22 protein-coding genes are annotated in these 25,016 nt (G+C 57.3%); 9 read left to right on the plus strand and 13 right to left on the minus strand.

Annotation, left to right across the window (positions count from 1 at the left end):
* The first annotated feature begins 136 nt into the window (after positions 1 to 136).
* Positions 137 to 1,093: a VirK/YbjX family protein gene (locus tag CWR52_RS04880; RefSeq protein ID WP_048027158.1), complete on the plus strand. Its 957-nt coding sequence runs from the start codon at positions 137 to 139 to the stop codon at positions 1,091 to 1,093.
* On the opposite strand, the gene CWR52_RS04885 is transcribed toward CWR52_RS04880, so the two are convergent.
* Positions 1,090 to 2,748 (minus strand): ATP-dependent endonuclease, encoded by a 1,659-nt coding sequence (locus tag CWR52_RS04885; RefSeq protein ID WP_104948997.1) that lies wholly within the window; start codon positions 2,746 to 2,748, stop codon positions 1,090 to 1,092. The two genes, CWR52_RS04880 and CWR52_RS04885, sit on opposite strands and share 4 nt — an antisense overlap.
* Before the next feature lie 291 nt (positions 2,749 to 3,039).
* Between CWR52_RS04885 and aqpZ the strand changes: the two genes are divergently transcribed.
* The 4 genes from aqpZ to hcr all read left to right on the plus strand — a co-directional run bounded on the left by aqpZ (position 3,040) and on the right by hcr (position 7,582).
* On the plus strand, positions 3,040 to 3,735 hold the full coding sequence (aqpZ, locus tag CWR52_RS04890; RefSeq protein WP_104950890.1) for an aquaporin Z: 696 nt from the start codon (positions 3,040 to 3,042) through the stop codon (positions 3,733 to 3,735).
* A 171-nt stretch (positions 3,736 to 3,906) separates the two neighbouring features.
* Positions 3,907 to 4,806 carry a lysine exporter LysO family protein gene (locus tag CWR52_RS04895; protein WP_104948998.1) on the plus strand — a complete coding sequence of 300 codons (900 nt, stop codon included), beginning with the start codon at positions 3,907 to 3,909 and terminating at the stop codon, positions 4,804 to 4,806.
* A 144-nt stretch (positions 4,807 to 4,950) separates the two neighbouring features.
* Positions 4,951 to 6,603, plus strand: coding sequence for a hydroxylamine reductase (gene hcp, locus CWR52_RS04900; protein ID WP_104948999.1), 1,653 nt, complete (start codon positions 4,951 to 4,953; stop codon positions 6,601 to 6,603).
* A 10-nt stretch (positions 6,604 to 6,613) separates the two neighbouring features.
* A complete protein-coding gene (gene hcr / locus CWR52_RS04905; RefSeq protein WP_104949000.1) occupies positions 6,614 to 7,582 on the plus strand; it encodes an NADH oxidoreductase in 969 nt (322 codons plus the stop codon).
* An 86-nt stretch (positions 7,583 to 7,668) separates the two neighbouring features.
* Here hcr and CWR52_RS04910 read toward each other — a convergent pair whose 3' ends face one another.
* Complete coding sequence (locus CWR52_RS04910; RefSeq protein WP_032649236.1) at positions 7,669 to 8,103, minus strand: DoxX family protein; 435 nt, start codon at positions 8,101 to 8,103, stop codon at positions 7,669 to 7,671.
* A 151-nt stretch (positions 8,104 to 8,254) separates the two neighbouring features.
* Here CWR52_RS04910 and poxB point away from each other — a divergent pair, with 151 nt between their 5' ends.
* The 4 genes from poxB to CWR52_RS04930 all read left to right on the plus strand — a co-directional run bounded on the left by poxB (position 8,255) and on the right by CWR52_RS04930 (position 13,566).
* Positions 8,255 to 9,973, plus strand: coding sequence for a ubiquinone-dependent pyruvate dehydrogenase (gene poxB, locus CWR52_RS04915; protein WP_023343670.1), 1,719 nt, complete (start codon positions 8,255 to 8,257; stop codon positions 9,971 to 9,973).
* 38 nt (positions 9,974 to 10,011) lie between these two features.
* Complete coding sequence (gene ltaE, locus CWR52_RS04920; RefSeq protein ID WP_104949001.1) at positions 10,012 to 11,013, plus strand: low-specificity L-threonine aldolase; 1,002 nt, start codon at positions 10,012 to 10,014, stop codon at positions 11,011 to 11,013.
* Between the two features lie 10 nt (positions 11,014 to 11,023).
* Positions 11,024 to 12,460 carry an SDR family oxidoreductase gene (locus CWR52_RS04925; RefSeq protein ID WP_104949002.1) on the plus strand — a complete coding sequence of 479 codons (1,437 nt, stop codon included), beginning with the start codon at positions 11,024 to 11,026 and terminating at the stop codon, positions 12,458 to 12,460.
* Positions 12,461 to 12,552: 92 nt separating this feature from the next.
* Complete coding sequence (locus CWR52_RS04930; RefSeq protein WP_024907825.1) at positions 12,553 to 13,566, plus strand: NAD-dependent epimerase/dehydratase family protein; 1,014 nt, start codon at positions 12,553 to 12,555, stop codon at positions 13,564 to 13,566.
* A gap of 579 nt (positions 13,567 to 14,145) precedes the next feature.
* Here the strand turns inward: CWR52_RS04930 and CWR52_RS04935 are convergent.
* The 11 genes from CWR52_RS04935 to gspG form a co-directional block, all read right to left on the minus strand.
* Positions 14,146 to 15,966, minus strand: a complete 1,821-nt coding sequence (locus CWR52_RS04935; RefSeq protein WP_104949004.1) for a glycoside hydrolase family 19 protein — start codon at positions 15,964 to 15,966, stop codon at positions 14,146 to 14,148.
* 137 nt (positions 15,967 to 16,103) lie between these two features.
* Complete coding sequence (gene iagB / locus CWR52_RS04940; RefSeq protein WP_104949005.1) at positions 16,104 to 16,544, minus strand: type III secretion system invasion protein IagB; 441 nt, start codon at positions 16,542 to 16,544, stop codon at positions 16,104 to 16,106.
* 107 nt (positions 16,545 to 16,651) lie between these two features.
* The gene (locus tag CWR52_RS04945; RefSeq protein ID WP_104949006.1) at positions 16,652 to 19,384 is read right to left on the minus strand and encodes a glycosyl hydrolase family 18 protein; all 2,733 of its coding nucleotides are present in this window, start codon (positions 19,382 to 19,384) and stop codon (positions 16,652 to 16,654) included.
* Between the two features lie 257 nt (positions 19,385 to 19,641).
* A complete protein-coding gene (locus tag CWR52_RS04950) occupies positions 19,642 to 20,439 on the minus strand; it encodes a prepilin peptidase (RefSeq protein ID WP_104949007.1) in 798 nt (265 codons plus the stop codon).
* The gene (gene gspM / locus CWR52_RS04955; protein ID WP_104949008.1) at positions 20,436 to 20,921 is read right to left on the minus strand and encodes a type II secretion system protein GspM; all 486 of its coding nucleotides are present in this window, start codon (positions 20,919 to 20,921) and stop codon (positions 20,436 to 20,438) included. The genes CWR52_RS04950 and gspM overlap by 4 nt, the downstream gene beginning before the upstream one ends.
* Positions 20,918 to 22,051 carry a type II secretion system protein GspL gene (gene gspL, locus CWR52_RS04960; RefSeq protein ID WP_104949009.1) on the minus strand — a complete coding sequence of 378 codons (1,134 nt, stop codon included), beginning with the start codon at positions 22,049 to 22,051 and terminating at the stop codon, positions 20,918 to 20,920. Before gspL ends, gspM begins: the two co-directional genes overlap by 4 nt.
* Positions 22,052 to 22,066: 15 nt before the next feature.
* Entirely contained in the window at positions 22,067 to 23,077 is a 1,011-nt protein-coding gene (gene gspK / locus CWR52_RS04965; RefSeq protein ID WP_104949010.1) for a type II secretion system minor pseudopilin GspK, read from the minus strand.
* The gene (gspJ, locus tag CWR52_RS04970) at positions 23,074 to 23,709 is read right to left on the minus strand and encodes a type II secretion system minor pseudopilin GspJ (RefSeq protein ID WP_104949011.1); all 636 of its coding nucleotides are present in this window, start codon (positions 23,707 to 23,709) and stop codon (positions 23,074 to 23,076) included. The genes gspK and gspJ overlap by 4 nt, the downstream gene beginning before the upstream one ends.
* Positions 23,706 to 24,086, minus strand: coding sequence for a type II secretion system minor pseudopilin GspI (gspI, locus tag CWR52_RS04975; protein ID WP_104949012.1), 381 nt, complete (start codon positions 24,084 to 24,086; stop codon positions 23,706 to 23,708). Before gspI ends, gspJ begins: the two co-directional genes overlap by 4 nt.
* Positions 24,079 to 24,564, minus strand: coding sequence for a type II secretion system minor pseudopilin GspH (gene gspH, locus CWR52_RS04980; RefSeq protein WP_104949013.1), 486 nt, complete (start codon positions 24,562 to 24,564; stop codon positions 24,079 to 24,081). The genes gspI and gspH overlap by 8 nt, the downstream gene beginning before the upstream one ends.
* Positions 24,564 to 25,013 (minus strand): type II secretion system major pseudopilin GspG, encoded by a 450-nt coding sequence (gspG, locus tag CWR52_RS04985; protein ID WP_104949014.1) that lies wholly within the window; start codon positions 25,011 to 25,013, stop codon positions 24,564 to 24,566. The genes gspH and gspG overlap by 1 nt, the downstream gene beginning before the upstream one ends.
* Positions 25,014 to 25,016: the final 3 nt, after the last annotated feature.

Below are 25,016 nucleotides of genomic sequence, written 5' to 3' on the forward strand. Positions count from 1 at the left end.
GCAATGATAAATGCTGATTCTATCTAAACGACTCCTCAACAAAACCCCTTTTCTCCGAAATCGTCACAATTTGTTTACGAGACGTTGAACGTTCGCCTGCTGAAATGGAAATCTTCATCAAGAAGCAGGATCTAACATGTCTTCCATCGTCGATACACCTTTTTCAAACCTGCCACAGCCTGCATCGGGTTGGCAGCTCTTCAGTCATCTGGCTTCCGGTAAGCTCACGCCAGGGCTGGCGTGGCAAAACCCCGCCTATCGACGTAAATTCATGCTACGTTCGCTGGCGACGCCGGTAAGTACCGCTCGCCTGTTGACGAGCCTTGCAAAACAGCCGAGCCTGATGCAAATGCTGCAGGTACAGCCAGGACTGCCGTGCCGTCTGCATCGCCCCTGGCTGACGGTGAATATGAATCGTCAGCAGGCCCTCGAGTCCCTTAACTGGCACTATCAAACGATGAGCCGCCATATGCCGGCATCGCTGCTCTCGGGCTATCTGTCGAAAAAGGGCTTCACGCTGCTCACCTTAACCGGTAAAGATGAAGAGCAATTTACCGTCCGCCTGTGCGCCGATGCGTTTCTGGATAAAGAAGGGGAAGCCACCCTCGCCTTCTGCGACCATCAGAATACGGTGCTGGCCGAGATGACCTTCACCCTGTGCCAGTTTGAGGGAAAATCGACGCTGTTTATCGGCGGCCTGCAGGGCGCAAAAGCCCACGTTCCCCATGAGCTGATCCAGGGTGCGACGAAGGCCTGCCATGGTCTTTTCCCGAAACGTCTGCTGGTCGAAGCCGCCATGACCCTCGGCACCGCCTTCCCGGTAGAACAGATTGTCGCCGTCAGTAACGACACCCATATTTATCGCAGCTGGCGTTACCGCAAGAAAAAAGAGGGGAAACTGTTGGCCGATTACGACAGTTTCTGGATCTCCATCGGCGGTGAAAAGCAGGATAGCGGCAACTTTATGCTGCCCCTCGTCATGCCGCGCAAACCGATGGAAGAGATCGCGAGCAAAAAGCGTTCCGAATATCGCCGCCGCTACGCGCTGCTGGATAGCCTGATTCAGCAGGTGAACCAGGCGACTCAACGTTAATCCGCTCTCCCGCGTGCCAGCCACAGCACGCGGGAGAACATTTTCCGCAGCAGGGTCGGCACCGCCTCCACGCCCCGCCTCCCCGCTTCCGTCGCCACTTCAATGGCTAAATCCGGTTTTGAAGAACGATGAATCGCTTTGGCGATCACGCGCCGCATGTTCATCGGGACATCGACCGGCACCATGGCAATTCGGTGGAATACGTCGTCGAACCCCTGACGATACATAAAGTGCTCCATGTCCATGGCGGGCAGCATGGTTAAATGGTCGCGCTCTTCCTCGCGCTCGTTATTCAGCAGGCTACGCACGGTCGAGGCATATTTTTTGCCCGCCTCATCACCGTCGACAAGCACATGCCACTCGATCCCCATCCGGCGGGCAAATTTGATCAGCGGCTTTAATCCCGACTGGGCGAATTCAATCACCTTAATGCCTTCCGCATCAAAATGGTGGCCGCACTGGCGCGCCAGTTCGTTGATGACCCAGGTTTCCGTCTCTCCCTCCACCAGCAGCCAGCAGCGGGCAAAGAGCGACGACGCGCGGTTAAAGCGAATATGAAACGCGATGCGCCGCCCGTCTTCCGCGTTCAATCCCCCCGGCCCTAAGCGGAAGGCGGAGACGCGGGAAGATTCACGCACCAGACGACAGACGTGCTCTACCGGCGTTAGCGATAATAATTCACCGGAATTGGTGGTCGTAATGCGCTGGAGCGGCAACAGGTTCAGCAGATGCCATGCCACGGAGAGCATGATGGGATGCAGGCGCGTTTCCGGGTCTTCCACCAGCAGCAGCGGCCGGGCGTCCCGGTCAAGACGAACGGTGCCTTTAGCCTGCAGGAGCGTTGAAAACAGCCCCAGCAAAATCACCCGATGGGTACGACCGCCGGGCCGGTCAATCATCCGGTTAATGATATCGAGGTAGCGCCAGCTGCGCTGCTCGTCATGAGAGCGGCGGCGCATCAGGCGATGGCGCGACTCCGACGTTCCCTGCTCGGAAAAATAGTGCTCCAGCAGCTGTACCATTGCGGACAACCCCTGACGAATTTGACCGTCGGTCAGATTCTGCGGACGCGACACCAGCTCTCTTGCCAGAAAATCCAGCTCGCGGGCAGTGACTTCCACTTCCGGCATATTCGGTACGGTACCGTTACGGATACGCCGCATAAAACGCGCGTCGCGCAAGCGTAACACCGGCATCAGGCGGATCAGGTGGCGGGCAAGATCGTCGATATTGTCCAGCGGGATCGGGCTGGCCTTCTCATCAAGAAAATCACGCAGGGTCAACACGCCCTCGTTTTCCGCCATCTCCCCTTCCAGCCGGTAGAAAATCCGGTGGAAGCCGTCATCGCACGGCACCCAGCAGGGTGACAGCGGGCGGAAGCGACGCACCCGATGCCGTCCGGGTTCGGATTCGCGGAAGGTCAGGATGATATGCAGGTGCTTCTCGCGCCCCGTCACGTCGCCGGGCGGGAACCAGAAATCGTCGCGAACGAAGTGATACAGATCGTCTTCGGGCGAAAGCAGTAACGTCAGCGCATCCAGCAGGCTGGACTTACCCCACGCGTTCTCACCGATCAGGACGTTGTTCTGTTCCAGCTGCAGCGACAGGCGGTTAATACCGCGAAACCCGACAATTTCCACACGTTCGAGAAGCATAAATCCCCCGCGAAATGATCACTTTTTCCTTTAAGTTATCAGCAGTATAGCGGCAGGAACCCTGGCACGACAGCAGAACATTCACCCTTGCGGGATTTGAACTATGCTCTATTTACCGCTGATTTGAACAAGGATTGACATCACATTGCCTTAAATCAAATTAACCGAATTTATTTAAGTGGCGAAGGGATGTTGTTGGTTTTTAAAATACGGGCTCTTTGAGTCGTCATCCCTTTATGGCGATATATCCCGCGCGCGGGAAAACGCGTGGAAAATTATTTTGAGGTGGTTATGTTTAGAAAATTGGCAGCAGAATGCTTTGGTACATTCTGGCTGGTATTTGGTGGCTGCGGTAGCGCCGTTCTGGCAGCAGCATTCCCGGAATTAGGTATTGGTTTTGTCGGCGTCGCGCTGGCATTTGGCTTAACCGTATTAACCATGGCCTTTGCCGTGGGGCATATTTCCGGCGGTCATTTTAACCCGGCAGTGACGTTAGGTTTATGGGCGGGCGGGCGTTTTCCGGCGAAAGAGGTGATTGGTTATATTGTCGCTCAGGTGGTGGGCGGTATTATCGCAGCGGGCGTTTTGTACGTGATTGCCAGCGGTAAAGCTGGCTTCGACGCGGCGGCCAGCGGCTTCGCCTCTAACGGCTTTGGCGAGCATTCTCCGGGCGGTTATTCCATGCTGTCTGCCATCGTGATTGAAATTGTGCTGACCGCAGGTTTCCTGCTGGTGATCCACGGCGCAACCGACAAACACGCGCCAGCAGGCTTTGCCCCTATTGCGATTGGTCTGGCGCTGACCCTTATTCACCTGATTTCGATTCCGGTCACCAACACCTCCGTTAACCCGGCACGCAGTACCGCCGTCGCCATCTTCCAGGGCGGCTGGGCGCTTCAACAGCTGTGGCTGTTCTGGGTGATGCCAATTATCGGCGGTATCCTGGGCGGCGTGCTGTACCGCACCCTGCTGGAAAAACGCGATTAATCGAGCGCGGTGTCGGGTGGCGCTAACGCTTACCCGACCTACGTTAGAGTGCACTTTGTAGGCCGGGTAAGGCGCAGCCGCCACCCGGCTTTTTTATTGCTCCTTTACCTGACAGCCTTTATTGGGTAGTGTCTCTGGCGCTCAACAGATACTCAAAAGGACCGGCTGTTCATGTTTTCAGGACTCCTCATTATTCTGCTGCCCCTGATTGTGGGTTACCTTATTCCCCTGCACAGAGAATCCGCATTACGGCTCATCAACCGTTTTCTCAGCTGGATTGTTTACGTCATTCTTTTCTTTATGGGGATAAGCCTGGCCTTCCTGGATAATCTGGCGACGAATTTGCTTTCCATCCTGCATTATTCGGTGGTCACCGTGGTGGTTATTTTGCTGTGTAATATCGCCGCATTATTCTGGCTTGAGCGCACCGTTCCGTGGAAAAACCATCATCATAAGGAAAAGCTGCCTTCCCGAATTGCGATGGCGCTGGAATCATTAAAACTGTGCGGCGTCGTGGTGCTCGGTTTTCTTCTTGGGCTGACCGGCTGGGCGTTTTTACAGCACGCAACAGAGGCCAGTGAATATACGCTGATCTTCCTGCTGTTCCTGATCGGTATCCAGCTGCGAAATAATGGCATGACGCTGAAGCAAATTGTTCTGAACCGTCGGGGAATGATGGTCGCGGTCATTGTTATCGCCAGCTCCATGGTGGCGGGCGTGATTAACGCTTTCATTCTCGACCTGCCGCTGAAAACCGGTCTCGCGATGGCGTCAGGTTTTGGCTGGTATTCCCTCTCCGGTATTTTGCTGACCGAATCATTCGGTCCGGTGATCGGCAGCGCCGCCTTCTTTAACGATCTGGCGCGCGAGCTGATCGCCATAATGCTGATCCCGGGACTGGTTCGCCGTAGCCGCTCTACCGCGCTGGGCCTGTGCGGCGCGACGTCGATGGACTTTACCCTGCCGGTGTTACAACGCTCTGGCGGGCTGGAGATGGTGCCCGCTGCCATCGTTCACGGCTTTATTTTAAGCCTGCTGGTTCCGGTTCTGATGGCCGTCTTCTCGGCCTGATACTTCTTTGGCGGTAGGGTTCCTGCCGCCAAAATTGCGCTAAATCAATCTCCCTCTATTTTGTAGTAAAAAGCCCTTTTCACCGTTCTGGCACAGGCATAACCTTAAACATGTATATTAAATATAACTTTAACAGGTGTGATTATGTTTTGTGTGCAATGTGAACAAACCATCCGTACCCCGGCAGGCAATGGCTGCTCTTACGCACAGGGTATGTGCGGCAAAACCGCAGAAACATCTGACCTGCAGGATCTGCTGATTGCGGCCCTGCAAGGCCTTTCCGCCTGGGCGTTTAAAGCCCGCGAATATGGCATCATCGACCACTACGTCGACAGCTTCACCCCGCGCGCCTTCTTCTCCACACTGACCAACGTTAACTTCGACTCTCCGCGCATTGTTGGCTATGCCCGCGAAGCCATTGCCCTGCGTGAAGCGCTGAAGGCGCAGTGCCACAAGGCGGATGCCAGCGCCCGCGTGGAAAACCCGATGTCAGACCTTCAGCTGGCTAGCGACGATCTGGGCGACCTCCAGCGTCAGGCGGCAGAATTCACGCCGAATAAAGACAAAGCGGCGATTGGCGAGAACATTCTCGGCCTTCGCCTACTGTGCCTGTACGGCCTGAAAGGCGCGGCAGCCTATATGGAGCACGCGCACGTGCTCGGTCAGTACGATAACGACATCTACGCCCAGTACCACAAAATCATGGCGTGGCTGGGCACCTGGCCTGCCGATATGAATGCCCTGCTTGAGTGCTCAATGGAAATCGGCCAGATGAACTTCCGCGTGATGAGCATCCTGGATGCCGGTGAAACCAGCACCTACGGCCACCCGACGCCAACGCAGGTCAACGTTAAAGCGACCGAAGGCAAGTGCATCCTGATTTCCGGCCACGACCTGAAAGATCTCTACAATCTGCTGAAACAGACCGAAGGCACCGGCGTTAACGTCTATACCCACGGCGAAATGCTGCCGGCGCACGGCTACCCGGAGCTGCGCAAGTTTAAACATCTGATCGGTAACTACGGCAGCGGCTGGCAGAACCAGCAGGTGGAATTTGCCCGCTTCCCTGGCCCTATCGTGATGACCTCTAACTGCATCATCGACCCGACCGTGGGCGCGTATGACGACCGCATCTGGACCCGCAGCATCGTCGGCTGGCCGGGCGTGAGCCATCTTGAAGGTGACGATTTCGGTCCGGTGATAGCGCAAGCGCAGCAGATGGCTGGCTTCCCGTACAGCGAGATCCCGCACCTGATCACCGTCGGCTTCGGTCGTGAAACCCTGCTCGGTGCCGCCGATTCGCTGATTGACCTCGTCAGCCGTGAAAAGCTGCGCCACATTTTCCTCGTCGGCGGCTGCGACGGCGCGCGTGGCGAGCGTAACTACTTTACCGATTTCGCCACCCGCGTGCCGGAAGACTGCCTGATCCTGACCCTGGCGTGCGGAAAATACCGTTTCAACAAGCTGGACTTCGGCGACATCGAAGGCCTGCCGCGCCTGATCGATGCGGGCCAGTGTAACGATGCTTATTCGGCCATCATTCTGGCCGTTACCCTGGCGGAGAAACTGGGCTGCGGCGTGAACGACCTGCCGCTGTCGCTGGTGCTCTCGTGGTTTGAGCAGAAAGCGATTGTCATCCTGCTGACCCTGCTCTCTCTGGGCGTGACCAATATCGTGACCGGCCCGACCGCACCAGGCTTCCTGACGCCGGAGCTGCTGGCGGTGCTCAATGAAAAATTCGGTCTGCGCTCCGTGACCAACGTTGAAGACGATATGAAGCAACTGCTGAGCGCGTAAGGAGTCACTCATGACCATGCCAACCTCACACTGCCCGTGGCGCATGCAGGTTCATCACATCCATCAGGAGACGCCGGATGTCTGGACGCTATCGCTGCTGTGCCACGACTACTATCCGTACCGTGCGGGTCAGTATGCGCTGGTTAGCGTTCGCCATTCGGCAGACACCCTGCGCGCCTACACCCTTTCTTCCACGCCGGGCGTGAGCGAGTACATCACGCTTACCGTCCGTCGCATTGAAGGCGGAGCCGGTTCAGAATGGCTGACCCGGGACGTGAAGCGCGGGGATTATATCTGGCTGTCCGATGCGCAGGGTGAATTCACCTGTGACGACAAAGCGGAAGAGAAATTCCTGCTGCTGGCGGCAGGCTGTGGCGTGACGCCGATTATGTCAATGCGCCGCTGGCTGGCAAAAAACCGCCCGCAGGCCGACGTGCAGGTGATCTTCAGCGTGCGCTCCCCGGAGGATGTGATTTTTGCCGAGGAGTGGCGTGATTATCCGGTGACGCTGGTGGCTGAGCACAACGCGACGCACGGTTTTGTGCCCGGTCGCCTGAGCCGCGAGCTGCTGCAAAGCGTGCCGGATATGGCGAACCGCACCGTGATGACCTGCGGCCCGGCGCCGTACATGTCTATCGTGGAAGAAGAAGTGAAAGCGCTCGGCGTGACCCGCTTCTTCAAAGAGCAGTTTTTCACGCCGGTGGCAGAAGCAGCAACCAGCGGGATTACGTTTACCAAACTGCAGCCTGCGCAGACCTTCTTTGGCCGCGTGGGGACCACGCTGCTGGAGGCGCTGGAAAGCAACAAGGTGCCGGTAGCGGCGGCCTGCCGCGCGGGCGTGTGCGGCTGTTGTAAGACGAAGGTGGTTTCCGGGGAGTACACCGTCACCAGTACCATGACGCTGACCGACGCGGAAATTGCCGAGGGTTACGTGCTGGCATGTTCGTGTCATCCACAGGGGGATTTGGTCCTCGCATAAACAATAAACGTTCGTAGGCCCGGTAAGCGTCAGCGCCACCGGGCTTTTTGTCGGGTGGCACTGCGTTTACCCGACCTACAACAACCCTACCGCCACGCCGGACCTTTCCCTACCGCAAAGCGCCCTGCCCCTAAAAACGCGACAGCCAGCGAGCCGATAAAGAAGTACACCAGGCTTTCAATCGCCCATGCCCCAACCTTATCAAGGGCGAGCGTTTCTCCCATTCCCACCATCAGCCACGCCACAATCATCGTAAACGCCAGCACCAGCGCGGCCGGGCGCGTAAAGAGCCCGACAATAATCAGGATCGGCGCCACCACTTCGCCAATCAACACGCCGTAGGCAATAAACCCCGGCAGCCCTTTCTCCACCAGCATGCCGCTGATAAAGCCCACCCCACCAAACAGCTTGTGCAAACCGTGAAAGAGCATCAGCCCGCCGACGGCAAGTCGTAACAAGAGTTTGCCAAGATCGTCGCACGATAGCTTTTCATTAACAGCAATTAACAATGATTTAACCATTTGAAATGATTCCTGTTTTCACTGAGGTATCATCAGATTATGCCGAAGCGTTGCGCGTGAAAAGCACCTTTTAATTGGGGGGATTTGACGGGCAATACGGAGACTTTCTTCTAAGCTTGTAAGCGTTATCACAAAAAGGAGACGGACAACCATGAAACAAACCGTGGCTGCATATATAGCGAAAACGCTCGAACAGGCTGGCGTAAAACGTATCTGGGGCGTAACCGGCGATTCCCTGAACGGACTCAGCGACAGCCTCAACAAGATGAAGACCATCGAATGGATGCCCACCCGCCATGAAGAGGTTGCCGCCTTCGCCGCAGGCGCTGAAGCACAGCTTACCGGTGAACTGGCCGTCTGCGCCGGATCCTGCGGGCCGGGTAACCTGCACCTGATCAACGGCCTCTTCGACTGCCACCGCAATCACGTGCCGGTGCTGGCGATTGCCGCCCACATCCCCTCTTCCGAAATTGGCAGTGGCTATTTTCAGGAGACGCATCCGCAGGAGCTGTTCCGTGAATGCAGCCACTATTGCGAACTGGTTTCATCCCCGGAGCAGATCCCGCAGGTTCTGGCGATCGCCATGCGCAAGGCCGTGCTGAATCGCGGCGTTTCGGTGGTCGTTATTCCGGGCGACGTGGCGCTCAAGGCCGCGCCGGAAGGGGCCAGCACCCACTGGTATCACGCGCCGCAGCCGGTGGTGACGCCAGCCGAGGAGGAGCTGAAAAAGCTGGCGCAGCTGCTGCGTTACGCCAGCAATATCGCCCTGATGTGCGGCAGCGGCTGCGCGGGCGCGCACAAGGAGCTGCTGGAATTTGCCGGTAAGCTGAAAGCGCCAATCGTTCACGCCCTGCGCGGCAAAGAGCACGTCGAATACGATAACCCGTACGACGTGGGCATGACAGGACTGATCGGTTTTTCTTCCGGCTTCCACACCATGATGAACGCCGACACGCTGATCCTGCTCGGCACCCAGTTCCCGTATCGTGCGTTTTACCCGACGGATGCCAAAATCATTCAGATTGATATCAACCCGGCCAGCATCGGCGCGCACAGCAAGGTCGATATGGCGCTGGTGGGCGACATCAAATCCACCCTTGCCGCCCTTCTGCCGCTGCTGGAAGAGAAAACCGATCGCAAGTTCCTCGATAAAGCGCTAAGCGACTATCGCGATGCCCGCAAGGGTCTGGACGATCTCGCCAAACCGAGCGACAAAGCCATTCACCCGCAGTATCTGGCGCAGCAGATCAGTCATTTCGCGGACGACGATGCCATCTTCACCTGCGACGTAGGCACGCCAACCGTCTGGGCCGCTCGCTATCTGAAGATGAACGGCAAACGCCGCCTGCTCGGCTCGTTCAACCACGGCTCGATGGCCAACGCCATGCCGCAGGCGCTGGGCGCAAAAGCGACAGCGCCGGAGCGCCAGGTGGTGGCGATGTGCGGCGACGGCGGGTTCAGCATGCTGATGGGCGATTTCCTGTCGGTGGTGCAGATGAAGCTCCCGCTGAAAATTGTGGTCTTCAACAACAGCGTGCTGGGCTTCGTGGCGATGGAGATGAAGGCCGGGGGCTATCTGACGGACGGCACCGAGCTGCACGACACCAACTTTGCCCGCATCGCCGAGGCCTGCGGCATCACGGGCATTCGGGTGGAGAAAGCTTCCGAGGTGGATGAAGCCCTGCAGCGCGCCTTTTCCATTGACGGTCCGGTGCTGGTGGATGTCGTCGTCGCCAAAGAGGAGCTGGCGATCCCGCCGCAGATCAAGCTGGAACAGGCCAAAGGCTTTAGCCTGTATATGCTGCGCGCCATCATTAGCGGGCGCGGTGACGAAGTGATCGAACTGGCAAAAACCAACTGGCTCAGGTAAAACATCTGGCATCGCCTTTTTAAATATAAGGACATGCCATGATTGATTTACGCAGTGATACCGTAACCCGCCCGAGCCGCGCCATGCTCGAAGAGATGATGGCCGCCCCGGTCGGGGACGACGTCTACGGCGATGACCCGACGGTCAACGAACTACAGCGCTACGCGGCTGAACTGAGCGGTAAGGAAGCTGCCCTGTTCCTGCCAACCGGTACGCAGGCTAACCTGGTGGCGCTGCTCAGCCACTGCGAGCGCGGTGAAGAGTATATCGTCGGCCAGGGCGCGCATAACTACCTCTACGAAGCCGGCGGTGCCGCGGTGCTCGGCAGCATTCAGCCGCAGCCGATTGACGCCGCGCCGGACGGCACTCTGCCCCTTGATAAAGTCGCGGCGAAAATCAAAGCTGATGATATTCATTTTGCCCGCACCCGTCTGCTCAGCCTCGAAAACACCCACAACGGCAAGGTCCTGCCGCGCGAATACCTGAAGGCGGCGTGGGAATTCACGCGTGAGCGTAAACTCGGTCTGCACGTTGACGGCGCGCGCATCTTCAACGCCGTGGTGGCGTACGGCTGCGAGCTGAAAGAAATTGCGCAATACTGCGACTCGTTCACCATCTGCCTCTCTAAAGGGCTGGGCACGCCAGTGGGTTCCCTGCTGGTGGGCAACGCGGACTACATCAAACGCGCGAACCGCTGGCGCAAAATGACCGGCGGCGGCATGCGTCAGGCGGGTATTCTGGCGGCAGCGGGGCTGTATGCCCTGAAAAACAACGTGGCGCGCCTGAAGGACGATCACGACAATGCCGCGTGGATGGCGGCGCAGCTGCGTGAAATTGGCGCCGACGTGATGCGCCACGACACCAACATGCTGTTCGTCCGCGTGGGCGATGACCACGCCGCTGCGCTTGGCGAGTTTATGAAAGCACGTGGCGTGCTGATCAACGCCTCACCTGTGGTGCGTCTGGTCATGCATCTCGACGTCAACCGCGAGCAGCTGGCCGACGTGGTAAAACACTGGCAGGCGTTTTTACAGCGATAAGGAGCATCACGTGCCGCAACGCATTCTGGTGCTCGGCGCCAGCGGGTATATCGGTCAGCATCTCACCGCGGCGTTAAGCCAGCAGGGGCACCAGGTGCTGGCAGCGGCACGCAACACCGAACGTCTGCAAAAACTCAGTTTTCCAGGTGTCACCTGCCACAACGTTGACCTCAACTGGCCGAAGGAACTTCCCGCGCTGCTGGACGGGGTCGACACGCTTTACTACCTGGTGCACAGCATGGGCGAAGGCGGGGATTTTATCGCCCACGAGCGTCAGGTGGCGATGAACGTCCGCGATGCCCTTCTGCAAACGCCGGTGAAGCAGGTGATCTTTTTAAGCTCTCTCCAGGCACCTGAACACGAGCAGTCCGATCACCTGCGCGCCCGCCAGCTGACGGCTGAAACCCTGCGCGGAGCAAATATCCCCGTCACCGAACTGCGTGCCGGCATTATCGTCGGCGCAGGCTCCGCCGCCTTCGAAGTGATGCGCGATATGGTCTACAACCTGCCGGTGCTCACGCCGCCGCGCTGGGTGCGTTCGCGCACCACGCCGATTGCGCTGGAGAACCTGCTGCATTATCTGGTGGCCCTGCTGGATCACCCGGCGGCACAACACCGCGTGCTGGAAGCTGCTGGCCCCGAAGTTCTGAGCTATCAGGAGCAGTTCGAACATTTCATGCGCGTCAGCGGTCGCCGCCGCTGGCTCATCCCCATCCCCTTCCCGACCCGCTGGATTTCGGTGTGGTTTTTGAATGTGATCACCTCGGTGCCGCCTACGACCGCCAAAGCGCTGATCCAGGGGTTAAAGCACGATCTGCTGGCGGACGATCGCGAACTGCGGGCACTCATTCCCCAGGACCTGATCCGCTTTGACGATGCCGTGCGCAATACGCTGAAAGAAGAAGAGCAGCTGGTGAACTCCAGCGACTGGGGTTACGACGCCCAGGCGTTTGCCCGCTGGCGCCCGGAGTACGGCTATTACCCGAAACAGGCGGGCTGCACGGTGAAAACCCACGCCAGCCTGGCCGCGCTGTGGGAAGTGGTGAACCAGATTGGCGGCAAAGACGGTTATTTCTTCGGCAATATCCTCTGGCAAACGCGCGGGGCAATGGATCTGCTGGTGGGGCACAGGCTGGCAAAAGGCCGTCCGGCACGCCCGTATCTTGAGGTGGGCGATGCGGTCGACAGCTGGAAGGTGATCATTGTCGAGCCGGAAAAACAGCTGGCGCTGCTGTTCGGCATGAAAGCCCCGGGACTTGGCCGGCTCTGCTTTACCCTCAAAGACAAAGGCGACCATCGTGAACTGGACGTGCGCGCCTGGTGGCATCCGCACGGAATGCCGGGTCTGTTCTACTGGCTGTTGATGATCCCTGCCCACCTGTTTATCTTCCGGGGAATGGCGAAACGCATTGCGCAACGGGCGGAACAAAAGACGGAAAAGATCTAAATAAAACTCTCTTTCTTTCACCTTTCCCATTGCAACACATCGTAATTCACGAAAGAATGCGCACGAAATTCTTTTCAACACAGTGGATAGTTATGAAGGTACTGGTTACCGGGGCGACCAGCGGCTTAGGCCGAAATGCGGTCGAATTTCTGCGAAACAAGGGCATCAGCGTCAGGGCCACCGGTCGCAACGAAGCGATGGGTAAACTGCTGCAAAAAATGGGCGCAGAGTTTGTCCATGCCGACCTGACGGAGCTCGTCTCCTCGCAGGCGAAAGTGATGCTCGCCGGTATCGACACGCTATGGCACTGTTCCAGTTTTACCTCCCCGTGGGGGACCCAGGAAGCCTTCGATCTCGCCAACGTGCGGGCCACCCGCCGTCTGGGTGAATGGGCCGTTGCCTGGGGCGTGCGTAACTTTATTCATATCTCCTCCCCGTCGCTCTATTTCGACTATCACCACCATCGTGACGTGCAGGAAGATTTCCGCCCTGCCCGCTTTGCCTGTGAATTTGCCCGCAGCAAGGCGGCCAGCGAAGAGGTCATTGACCTGCTGGCGCAGTCAAACCCGCATACCCGCTTTACGGTCCTGCGTCCGCAGAGCCTGTTCGGGCCGCACGACAAGGTATTTATTCCCCGTCTGGCGCAGATGATGCACCACTACGGCAGCGTGCTGCTGCCGCGCGGCGGCGATGCGCTGGTGGATATGACCTACTACGAAAACGCCGTTCACGCCATGTGGCTGGCCAGCCAGCCGGACTGCGATAAGCTGATCTCCGGTCGCGCCTATAACATCACTAACGGCGAACCGTGCACGCTGCGCAGCATTGTGCAGCGGCTGATCGACGAGCTGCAGATCGACTGCCGTATCCGTTCTGTTCCCTATCCCATGCTGGATATGATTGCCCGCAGCATGGAGCGCTTTGGCAGTAAATCAGCCAAAGAGCCTGCGCTGACGCATTACGGCGTTTCTAAACTCAACTTTGACTTCACGCTGGATATTTCGCGGGCGGAGAATGAGCTGGGGTATAAACCGGTTGTAACGCTGGATGAAGGGATTATGCGCACGGCGGCGTGGTTACGGGATCACGGGAAGTTGCACCGGTAAGCTTCCAGCCTCATGTAGGCCGGGTAAGCGCAGCGCCACCCGGCAAAAGACAGAGTGTGCGGCCTGATGCCCTCACCCCGCCCCTCTCCCACGGGGCTGAGGAATCCCCACAAAATAATACCAGCACGGACGACCCCCTCTCCCTTGAGGGAGAGGGCTGGGGTGAGGGGGAACATACGGCTCTGGTGGTCATTCCGTTCACTTTATGTTCCTTGCTACTCTGTAAGGACATGGCCGGTGAACGTGCCAGGGCGGCTCAATCGCCACCGCCCTGGCGACCCGGGCTCCCGGCGGTAAATCGCCGCTTCGCGGTGCCTTCGGCTTATTCCTTCCGGCTTTTCGGGGACGGGCGGAGGTAACGTCCCTGTAAAGCCCGCCCTCTCGGCGCATCCATGCGCCTCGCCCCGGCCTACAGGAAACGCCTCAGCGATTTACAGCCGGACCAGGGCATCGCTGTAAGCCATTCATTTTCCTGAAGTCACATGCATCGCTTCAGGTATAAAATTACTGGGGATTCCTCACCCCACGGGGAGAGGGTGCAGACACTAAAACGGCAACCCGAGGGTTGCCGTTTGCTGTTTATAATGCCGTCCAGGCATCAGACCATGCCAGACCTGCGCCCGGTTCATAGTATGTCGGGGCGTTGTTACACCAGCCGCTGTACGGGAACGGTTTGCACTGGAACAGTTTGCCGTGGTTGTTCACGATATCACCTGCGTTGTACTTGCTGTTCGCGCTCCACGCCGGGTAAGCACCGTCATCCTGAGAAGGCGTTGATGCTTTCGCTTTCACGTTCAGCAGGTAAGAGGTGGTGCTGCTCAGTTCACCATCGCTGACGGTCAGGCTGATTTCAATCTGCTGAGCCGTCGCCGCTTCTGGCGCCTTGAAGGTCACCACCGCTTTATCCTGACCGGTCACGGTCTGGCCATCCTGTGAACGCCAGGTGTAGGTCAGCTTGTTGCCATCCGCATCGGTAGAACCTTCCGCGCTCAGAGAAACCTGCGCTCCCGCTTCAACAGCACCAATTGGGCCAGCAATGTGCGCAACCGGGGCATGGTTCACCGCGGCAGGTTCTGCCGGGGTTTCATCCGGCGTCGGCGCTGGTGCCGGGGTTTCATCTTCTGCTGGCGTCGGCGCTGGCGTTACCGGGGTTTCGTCCGGCGTGGTGGCAGAACCATCGTCGTTAACGATATTCACGTTAAAGAATTTCTGCACGCACTTGCTGTAGTCACCCTCCTTAAAGGCGCTGAACGGCGTCTGGTAGCCCACCAGCTGGCAGGAGTAGGTTGCACCACTTGGCGTATCCGCACTCCACCCCCAGTCCTGTTCCCAGTAAATCTTCAGCGCACCTGCGCCACCTTCGTCGAACTGCTTCATGTTGGCGCAGCCCAGCACTTCGTTCGCCGGAACGCGCACTTTCAGGTAGTTCGCGAACTCTTTGTAATACTTGATACGGTTCTGAGACTGGGCAATTTCAGTCGGGCCGCCGCACTCAACACCGCCGTTAATGATCTGAGTGGTCACGCCGAAGCCAGGGACCAGCCCGTTGGCTTTATCGTGATCGTTCGGCTGCCACGTGCCGTCGATAACCTGCAGCATGCTTGGTTTTGGCGGCTGCGGGTAGGCGAAGAAGAAGATCGCGCTCGCCAGGTTCAGCCAGGTGTCCGCCACCAGCTCAGGCTTGTCGAGCAGCGTACGCACGTCACCGTACATCGCTTCAGAGAACGGGCCGTAGTTGTAGTTGTAGGACAACTGCTTCGCACCGCGACCGAAGTAGCTCAGGAAGTCGCCGTCTTTATCCTTACCGCACGGCCAGGTCTGGCCCTGCCAGACGTCCGGGTTACATTCGCCGTTATAGCCGCCCTTCTGGCCTTCGCTCCAGCCCATTTCACGCACGTGAACCAGAGCCTGACGCCATTCGGCTTCCGGACGCCAGCTTTCGTGGCCGCCGGTTTCCTGGGCAAAGTGCGCAAACATGGTCGCCAGCTCTTTGCGGCAGATCGCGTCACTGTCACGACCGTCATTATAGGTCTTACACAGCGCCGGGAATTTGCCCACCGCTTTCAGGAAGTTGCTGTACGTGTATGCCTGGGCACGTAGCGGGAAGAGGTATTCCCAGTCGCTGGCTTTCACAATCCCTTCAACGCGCTTCACGTTGTCCGGGTTCGCCGCGCGGCCTGGCTCAATCATTTCCACCTGCGCATTGTCCAGCGTCTGGATGGTCTCTTTCACAGAGGCCATCAGCGGGAAGCTGGTCAGCTCTTTCTCTTTCTTCGCCAGATCGCTGGCTTTCATGGTGTATGGTTCACTGGTGGTCGCTTGCAGCGAGGCAGCCTGCGCCATAAACGGTGCTACGCATGCGCCGGCAACGAGTACACTCAGTAACGTCCTTTTATTCATTTCAGTATTCCTGTTAATTAAAGTTAATGTTAAAGTTAAATCCCGGCTTATGTATTAATCCGTTAATAAATAAACCACAGACAGCTGTTTTCACTTTTCGAAGAACACCCTCGGGAATTCTTCAAAAATAAAAAACCTTAATAACGTGCCGCTAATTTCAACTGCTGATATTTCGCCCAGACTTTATGGGCATATTTCATGCGTTGCGGATAATTTTCTTTTTTTAACCCGGCGTTATACGCACCTACCGCCTCCCAGTTATAGCCATAGACCTTAATCATCCCGGACAGGATGGAAGCGCCGACCATGATGGAGGTACAGGGCTCGGTCATCAGCCGGTATTCATCAATCCCCCTGCTCTCAAGCTGCGCAAAATGAGAGCTATTAATTTGCATTAGCCCGACATCACGCGTGCCATCATGATTTTGCCCAACCGCATACGGGTTCATGCCGGATTCAACGTTGGCGATGGCATACAATAAATAAGGATCGATATGATAATAGTGTGCGGCTCTGTCCCAACAGTTCGCCAGTGCGCTTTGGCTTATTATCAATAACAACAACATTACATTTTTCATATTTACCTGCTGTAAGCGTCAGTGATTTCTCCTTAGCAACATCCTGTAAAATGAATTTTGAATCACTCACCACCCCGTCGGGGATGGTGAGTGTTTACCGGGCCAGATTATTTGCAGTCGGTTGATGGACCTTCTTTCACCCAGACATCGCTGTTAGCCGGGTTATCACCTCGTGTCCACCATTTGGCACGGTATACGTTGCCCTGGTAGGTGGTGGTTTCGCCGCCGTTATAGACGAGGTCAGAACGCCAGTTCATCTTCACGTTGCTGACCAGCTCCCACGCATCCACACCGAAGCCAGGCTGGTTGCCCTGGGTCCAGTACTTCGCTTTCCACACCAGATGGTCGAAGCTGACGGTATCGCCATTGTTGTAGATTTTGCTGGCATCCCACGCGGCATATTTGCTGGCGTTAGCATCGACAGGCGCGTCGCAGCTACCGGTTGCAGTGCCTTCCTCGGATGGCGGAGTCACGTCATCAGCCGGAGGGGTAACCTCGTCAGAAGGTGGGGTAACCTCATCAGAAGGTGGGGTAACCTCATCAGCCGGTGGCGTAACGTCAGCCGGTTTCGGATTCACTGTCACCTGTACGTTAGACTGCACGCTGGTTTTACCGTCGCCTACCACTACGCTCAGGGTGTAGGTAGAGGTTGCGGTCACTTCTGGCGCAGTGATGGTCACGTTCGCGGTATCAGTACCGGTCGCGTGCATATCCGCCGGAACGCTCCAGGCGTAAGTCAGCGCATCACCGTCTGGATCGGCAGCCTGCGCGTGCAGAGCGTAGGTTTCACCGGCCTGCAGCGTCACCGCTTCCATGGCGTTCACCACAGGTGCCTGGTTCGCTTTCGGCGCTTTGTTCACAACCTGCACATCAATCGCGTTGCTCAGGCCTTTTGCATCCGTTACCGTCAGGCGGAACGCCATGGTCTGGTCGCTAGTCGCTGCCGCAACGTTGAAGGTTGCTTTCGCTTTGGTGCTGTTGGTGAGGGCCACCGATGGACCCGAGATCTGGGTCCATTTGTAGGTGATCGCATCGCCGTCTGGATCGCTGGAAGCAGAGCCATCAAGCGTGACGGTTGCCGGGCCAGAGACGTTCTGATCGGCAGATGACGCGATTGGCGCGTGGTTAGTGACCACCGGTTCAACCGGAGTCGAGCCGCCCAGCAGGCTTTCGTTCATCGCATTCAGAATGTCGCCGTTGTCAGAGTCAATAGACCAGGAGAACAGACCGCCCAGGTGGTTGGCCAGAACGTATTTGCCTTTTGCCGCAGCGGAGCGCGCATCCTCGTAAGAGATCAGGTCGCCGGTTGACTTGTTGAAGACGTAAGGTGCTTCCGCGTCAGCATCGTAACCGTATTCCCAGCCTGGCTTACCTTTGTACTCGTTAACGATCTGACGATAGTCAACCACGCCCGATTCCCAGGTGCCTTTCACCGGACCTGTTGCGGTACCGGTGAATGGATTGTTACCGGTGTAGCCGTGTACGCCCGTCCAGCCGCGACCATACATGCCTGCACCCACCACAATTTTGCCTGGCTGTACGCCCTGCTGCAGCAGCGCATTCACGCCGTTTTCGGTGGTGTAATCCGTGTCAGGACGCCATGATGGTGCATGCAGCGCCGCCTGATGGCCCAGAACCGTGTTGCTCCACGCGCCGTAGAAGTCGTAGCTCATCAGGAAGATATGATCGAGATACTGCTGTGCCGTGGTGTAGTCCACATCTTCAATCTTATCTTTACCGGAACCAATCGCCGTGGTCAGTTCGTAGGTACGGCCGGTCTGTGCTGAGAGCTCATCCATCATTGCGCGCAGGTCGTGCATCAGCGCAGTGTAGGTTGCCTTATCCTGCTGTGGGTTACCCAATGCTGCGTTCTCACCGCCGCCGCCCGGGAATTCCCAGTCGATATCCACGCCGTCAAAGAACTTCCAGGTCTGCAGGAATTCTTTCACGGAGGAGACGAAACGGGCGCGAATGGCCGGATCGTTCATCTGATAGAACGGGTCTGACAGGGTCCAGCCGCCGATAGACGGCAGTACCTTCAGGCCCGGGTGGGCTTTTTTCAGCGCCATCAGCTGACCAAAGTTACCTTTGTACGGGTCATCCCATCCGGAGACGCCGGCCTGCGGTTTTTGCAGGGCAGCCCAGGGGTCGTGGATAGCCACAGTGTAGTCCTGACGGCCGTTACAGGCGCGTTTCAGGGCTTCAAAGCTGTTGCCACCCTCAATGGATTTCAGGCTGTCGTTGATACCGTCGCCGCCGCAGATAGGGATAAAGCCATACAGAATGTGGTTCAGGTTAGCCGCAGGGATTTTATCCACCGGGAAGTTACGGCCGTACACGCCCCACTCAGGGAAGTAAGCACCGACGACTTTATCGGTATGCTGTGCGAAGGTTTTGTTGTTCTCCTGCATCGGGGCATTCAGCGGCAGCAGGTGGCTACCGTCGGTGTCCGCAACGATAATCAGCTTGCTGGCGCTTTTGGTGCAGCCGCTGGCATTACAGAGTTCAACCTGCTCCTGATAGCGTCCGCCTTTTTTCACTTTGAAGGTAGCGGAGCCAGATGCGCTGCCCGCGCCGGTCCAGACGGTGGTGCCGTCGAGCAGAACTTTCGCTGAGGTAGGCGCATCGCCGCTCCAGACGTTCCACTCAACCTTCACATCCACACCATCTTTATGGACTTTGACGAGACTGTTGTAGTCCTGTGCCGCCTGGTCTACTTCTACCAGCGCAAATTTGTCGTTGCCGCTGCTAATAGTAGGTGTACCCGGTGCCGCTGCAAATACTGAGCTTGTTGCCGCGGCAACAAAAAGCGCCAGATATTTAGGCTTCATAAATTTCATTTTTATTTCCTGATAAATTTATTCGTGACGTTAATAATCCATGTCTTCCTTAAGAGCATGGGATCTCTTCGCGTAATGCGTATTTAACCGACCTGAAAACCGTGACAATAAAAACGTTTTGCTGCGTTGCATTCCTCCATAAAAAGAAACAAGCCCAAATTCCGTGTAGCTTATATCCCTTACGATACACTGAGCGCAAAGAGACGTCCTTCTCTTCCACCGTCAAAAAAACTTATAAAAAAACTTGACCCACATATTTAAAATATGAAAGCAAACTGCTGTCCAATAAACACCACTATTCCAGCAAATGAGAGATAGGGTCCGAAAGAAATAGTGAGGTTATTTTTATTTAAATTATTTAAGGCGAAATAACCTACGATGCCGCTCAATGCTGCCGCGAGTTCAATTGAAGGCAGCGCCTGCCAGCCGCACCAGGCGCCCAGGGCCGCCAGCAGTTTAAAATCGCCATATCCCAGCCCTTCCCGCCCGGTACAAAGCCGAAATGCCCAGTAGAGCAGCCAAAGAGAGAGATAACCTGCCACGGCGCCAAATAGCGCATCGCGTAGCGGCATCGTATGGTCAAACGTATGGAGCAACAGGCCAGCCCACAGCAGAGGCTGGGTCAGGCAATCCGGCAGGAGCTGGTGCCGCCAGTCGATCATCGCCAGGGGGAGTAAAAAGGCGGCCAGCAGCCACACGGCAAAGAGGGACTGGGTATCCGGCATGCACCAGGCGGTGATGCCGCAAAACAGCCCGGAAAAAAGTTCGATCAAAAATAACCGCAAGGGGATTGCCGTTCGGCACTGGCGGCAGCGGCCGCCCAATAAAAGCCAGCTGACCAGCGGAATATTCTCCCAGGCGGCCAGCGTGTGCTGGCACACCGGGCAGTGCGAGGGGGGGAAGAGCAGGTTGCCGCTCCCCTTCTCCTCCATCACCATGCCCGGCACGCGTTCGGCGACGACCCCAAGGAAGCTGCCGACAATGCCGCCGAAGATCGCACTCATTACCGGGAACCCTACCGGGTAAACGTCGCGCATCAGCGCGAAGGCGTTCATGCCGTTTTGCTCCAGGTGAGCTGGATTTCCGCTTTCACGTCGCTGAGGTGATCCACCGGCGTGAGGTTCAGCTTCTGTAGTCGGACGCCGGAGGTCTGGTTAATTTCCCGCAGCCAGCTCTTTAATTCATAGACGTTAACGCGACTGATCACGAAGGATAAGGTTTGCCCATCCTGACGCACGTCCGTCAGGGGAAGATGAATTTCCTGCGCGCTTTTCTCTACCACCGTGCGAGGATTATCCGTTTTGATAATCTGAACCTGGAGATGGTTTTTATCTATTTCGCTGCGCATCCAGTTCAGCGTCTCTTTTTGTCTGGTCAGCGTAGCTTTATTGTTCTGAATCATATTATCCAGCGGGACCATGCCCGCGTAATAAACGACCGCCCCCAACAGTGCGACGGCACATATTTTCAGAATCACTTTTTCCCTGGCACTGTAATTCTGGTAACGAGACTTAAGCTGCGTGATTCGCTCTTTCATTTATATTTCCCTGCGATCATGGCGGTATAAGGGGCAGAGGTAGAAACAGGCTGTAAGGTGAAATTAAAATATTCACTGGCCTGGTTTACAAACGTCTGCAACGCGGATTGATTTTGTGAACGGGCGCTCAACGTCAGCGTGTTTTGCTGAGCATCATATTCAAGGAGCGTGATCTCCATCGCGGGCACGGTCTGCCTGGCTTTCTCCAGGTCTTCCAGCTGCAGAAATACCCCTTTGCCCTGCTTTTTCATATTTTGACCAAAGTGATATTTGATATTGCTCTGCTGACGCATACTGGGGAAATGGTGCTGGTAAACCTGCAGAATCTCCTGCTGAAGTTGATTTTCCTGCTGCATCAGCATCCAGGCCATGGCAACGCGCGGGCCAAGGAGCAGCCCGAGAGAGAGCAGGCCCGCTGCGGCGAGCGCCGCTTTAACGCCTTTCGAAGCTTTACCGTTACCCGCTTTCGGACTGAATTCACCGTGCAGAAGCGTAACGCGACAGGCTTGCCACTGGGGCTGGATCAGTATCAGCGGATGCTGCCAGGGCTGAACGATATCGACAGCCACACCGGCAGGGGCCTCGCCGTAGCAACAGATGTCCCCCTCTCCGGCCTTCCGCAGCACAAGCGGCAGCAGGCTCGCCTCCATCTCACTGGCGACATGCGGTGATAAGCGCAGCCAGTAGCCGTCGTCCTGGGCGACGAGCGTGCTCCCGCCAGCCGTCACGGGCAGCAGCCAGGCATCCGGCAGCGCCTGGATCACCTTCAGCCCGGCCTCCTGACAGCGGCTTAACCAGCCGCGCAGCAGATCGGCGTCTATCGCCACCGCATCCACCTCGGCGCCTTTTTTGTTCAGCACCGTCCAGTGGAGATTATCCACGTCGCCGATCAGCGTCTCTTCCGCCATCCACGAGAATGCCGTCGCCTGCGAGGCGACTTTCTTCGGCAGCGTAAAGTGGCGGAAAATCATGCTGCTGGCGGGCAGCAGCAGACAAACACGGGCCGCCAGGGGATGCGCCGCCAGCGCGTCCAGGCTCTCCAGCCTCTCAACCTGCTGGCTGCCGGAGACACACCACGTTATTTTCCCGCCCTCGCGGTTATCGGGACGAACAAAAAGTACCTGTTTCATAGCGATCTACTTTTCTTATTCAATCATTCGGTAACGACGTTGCCACGTCACGATCTCGCCCGCTTCGTTATTCACCTGAAGCTGGCTAACCACGCGAAGCGTTAATTCATCGGTATTGCCCGTATAGTTCACGCGGAAATACCGGCTATTAATGGAGAGATAGTCGGCCACCTGCGGAAGGTCGTCTTTTAACTGCGGGAAGGTCTGCTCCAGCGCTTTGCTGAAGGTTTCCCTATTTTCCCAGCCGGTTTCAGGACGCGATTCAATCAGGCGAAGGGCATCATCTTCGGTTATTTTTCCGGGGAACAGGGCGGCCAGTAAGGCGGCCTGTTCCGGTTTCAGGGTGTTCACATCGACCTTGCTGGCGGTGTCCGGCAGCGCGCAAAGCAGCTTGCTCACCTTCGGGTAGGCCGCAACCGGGAACGCAGGCAGCAGCTTTATCTCGGCAATCGTGCGCATCATCTGGTTCGCCGGCTGGCGGGCGGGGACCACGCCTGCCCAGGCATCGGTCTCTGCCCCCTCTTTGACCGTCGTCGCGTCGCCGTCGAGATAATCCACCAGCTGTTGATACACCTCTTCCGCGTTGGTCTGGCTCAGGCCGCTCTGTGTCAGAAGCTGTTCAACAATCTGCTCTCTGCGCGGCTTTTCCTGCACCGCCGGGGCGGTTTGCCCCTGGGCAATTTTTTCGACCGCCAGCAGGTTGTTGACGTTAAAGCAGTCCTGCGCGTCTTCCACCTGGCCGACCACCGTGTAATCTTCGCCCCGGGTCTCCAGCGGCTGGTGCCAGTCACCTTCAGGGTTCAGGGGCTTGCTCTCACCACTGGCATCGGTCTGCAGGCGGTCTTTCACCACCGTTTCCTGGGCCAGCATCGCCCAGCGCAGCTGCTGCTGACTCACCTGGTAATGCGTTTTTTGCAGGTTGCGGCAGAACTGCTGGCTGATTTTGGCGGCCAGCGCCGACATCATCACCAGCAGGATCAGCACCACCAGCAAGGCAACGCCTTTCTGTTTCTGTAATCGGCTCATGGCTTCACTTCCGGTGCAGGCTGCGGGACAGGCGCGGCCTCTGGCGCTGCGGCCGGCGCTGGTGTGGCCGCTTCAGGCATGTCGCCCGGCGTCGTAAAGACCCAGCGCCAGGTGTCGCCGTTTTCCATGGTCAGCGTCAGCTCCACGCCGTCCGGCAGATGCGCCGGGTCGTTCCAGCTTTTCTGCCAGCCCTGACGGTAAAAGCGCCACTGCAGGGATTTCACCTCGCCGACAATCGGCACTTCATCGGGTTTGACGTCCGCCGGGCCGTCAATCACCGGCCAGACGTCGCGGTACAGGCGCCCCTCTTCCAGCCGCCAGCGCACGCGCTCCAGTTGGACCGTGCCGCTCACCCCGTTCAGGGTAGTCAGTTCAAGGGTGTCGCCCTCCTGACGAAACCGTTCCGGCTCGTTGCGCGGGGCGCGGGCCTGAAGCTGGAAAAAATCGCGCTCCATCAGGCTCCAGGCGCGCTGAAGCTGGTTGAGCTTTGCGGCGCTGGCATCGGTGGCCGAACTGGTACGCATCGCGCCGTCCAGAATTTGCCAGGCCAGGGTACTGATCACCGCGAAAATGGTCAGCGCAATCATGATCTCCAGCAGGGTAAAGCCACGCTGGCGTCGCGTTTTCTTCACTTATTCTCTCCCGGCGGAATGATGTGCAGCGAAATAACCGGCTGGCTGCCGTCGCCTTCGGCGTAAACGCGGATCGCGTTCGCCCAAACGCCATCGGCGGTTTTTACCCGCTGCTTGCGCCAGGCCCAGCTGCGCCCGCCCATGATTTCCGTTCCCTGCGCCTCGGCATCGGGGAAGTCAGTTTTCGCGAGCTGCGCTTCCGCCAGCTGGTTTTCCGCCACCCAGCTGGCCTGCAGCGTGTCGGCCAGACCGTGGGTAAAGCGCACGTTCAGGGAAACCGAGTTCATCAGCGCCAGCGCGGCGGTGGAGAAGATCACCAGGGCGACCATCACCTCCAGCAGCGTCATTCCCGTTTGCTTTTTCTTTCCGTTAGCCATCGTTTTCTACCGATACCGGAGCCGCGCCCTGTGACACCACGCGGAAATGGTGCTGTTTGTCGTAGCTTTGCAGCGTCAGCGTAAAGCGGCTGATTTCGCCGTCCGGCAAAAAGAGCACCTGCGGCTCTGAGGCGACCGTGGCGGCAAGACGCTGCGGCGAGAGCGATACGTGCATCTCTTCCGGGAAATCGCCCTTCGTGGTAATACGGCCCGCGGATAATGGCACCCAGCGACGTTCGCCGTTTTTATCGTCGAGCGTGACCAGCTGATAGTTATCGGTAGTGATGACCAGCCCGACAATATTTCCGTCCATTACCGCACGGTCTGAACCATAATCAACGAGGGCTTTTAATTGCTGGCCAAATATATCCGCACCGCTGCGTGAGGGTATTGTTGATACCACCATCATGGCGCAGCTGGCAAATATCACCAGCGCCAGAATAATTTCCAGCAACGTAAAGCCGCGTTGACGTTTCATTATTTCTCTTTCTTATCCAGAGACCAGTTCGTAATATCGTCTGCGGTATTGGCTTCACCGTCCGGACCGGCAGAGAAGACGTCAACCGCGCCGTGTTCGCCCGGGCTCACCAGAATATAATCCTCGCCCCACGGGTCCTGCGGCAGGCGGCGAATATAGCCGTCGGCGCGGTAGCCGTTAGGGATAGGTGCGATTTCAGGTTTGGTCACCAGCGCCTGCAGACCCTGTTCGGTCGTTGGATAGCGGTGGTTATCGAGCTTGTACATATCCAGCGAACCTTCGAGCGCGACAATATCGCTGGTCGCCTTTTGCGCGTCCGCTTTTTCTTTGTTACCCATTAAATTTGGCACCACCATACTCGCTAAAACGCCGAGAATAACGATCACCACCATTAATTCGAGCAACGTGAAGCCCGCCTGGCGAGCCAGGTGTTTTCTTTTTATAGCCATGAT

This window comes from Enterobacter sp. SGAir0187, from assembly GCF_002952735.2.
GTDB classification, from domain to species: domain Bacteria; phylum Pseudomonadota; class Gammaproteobacteria; order Enterobacterales; family Enterobacteriaceae; genus Enterobacter; species Enterobacter quasiroggenkampii.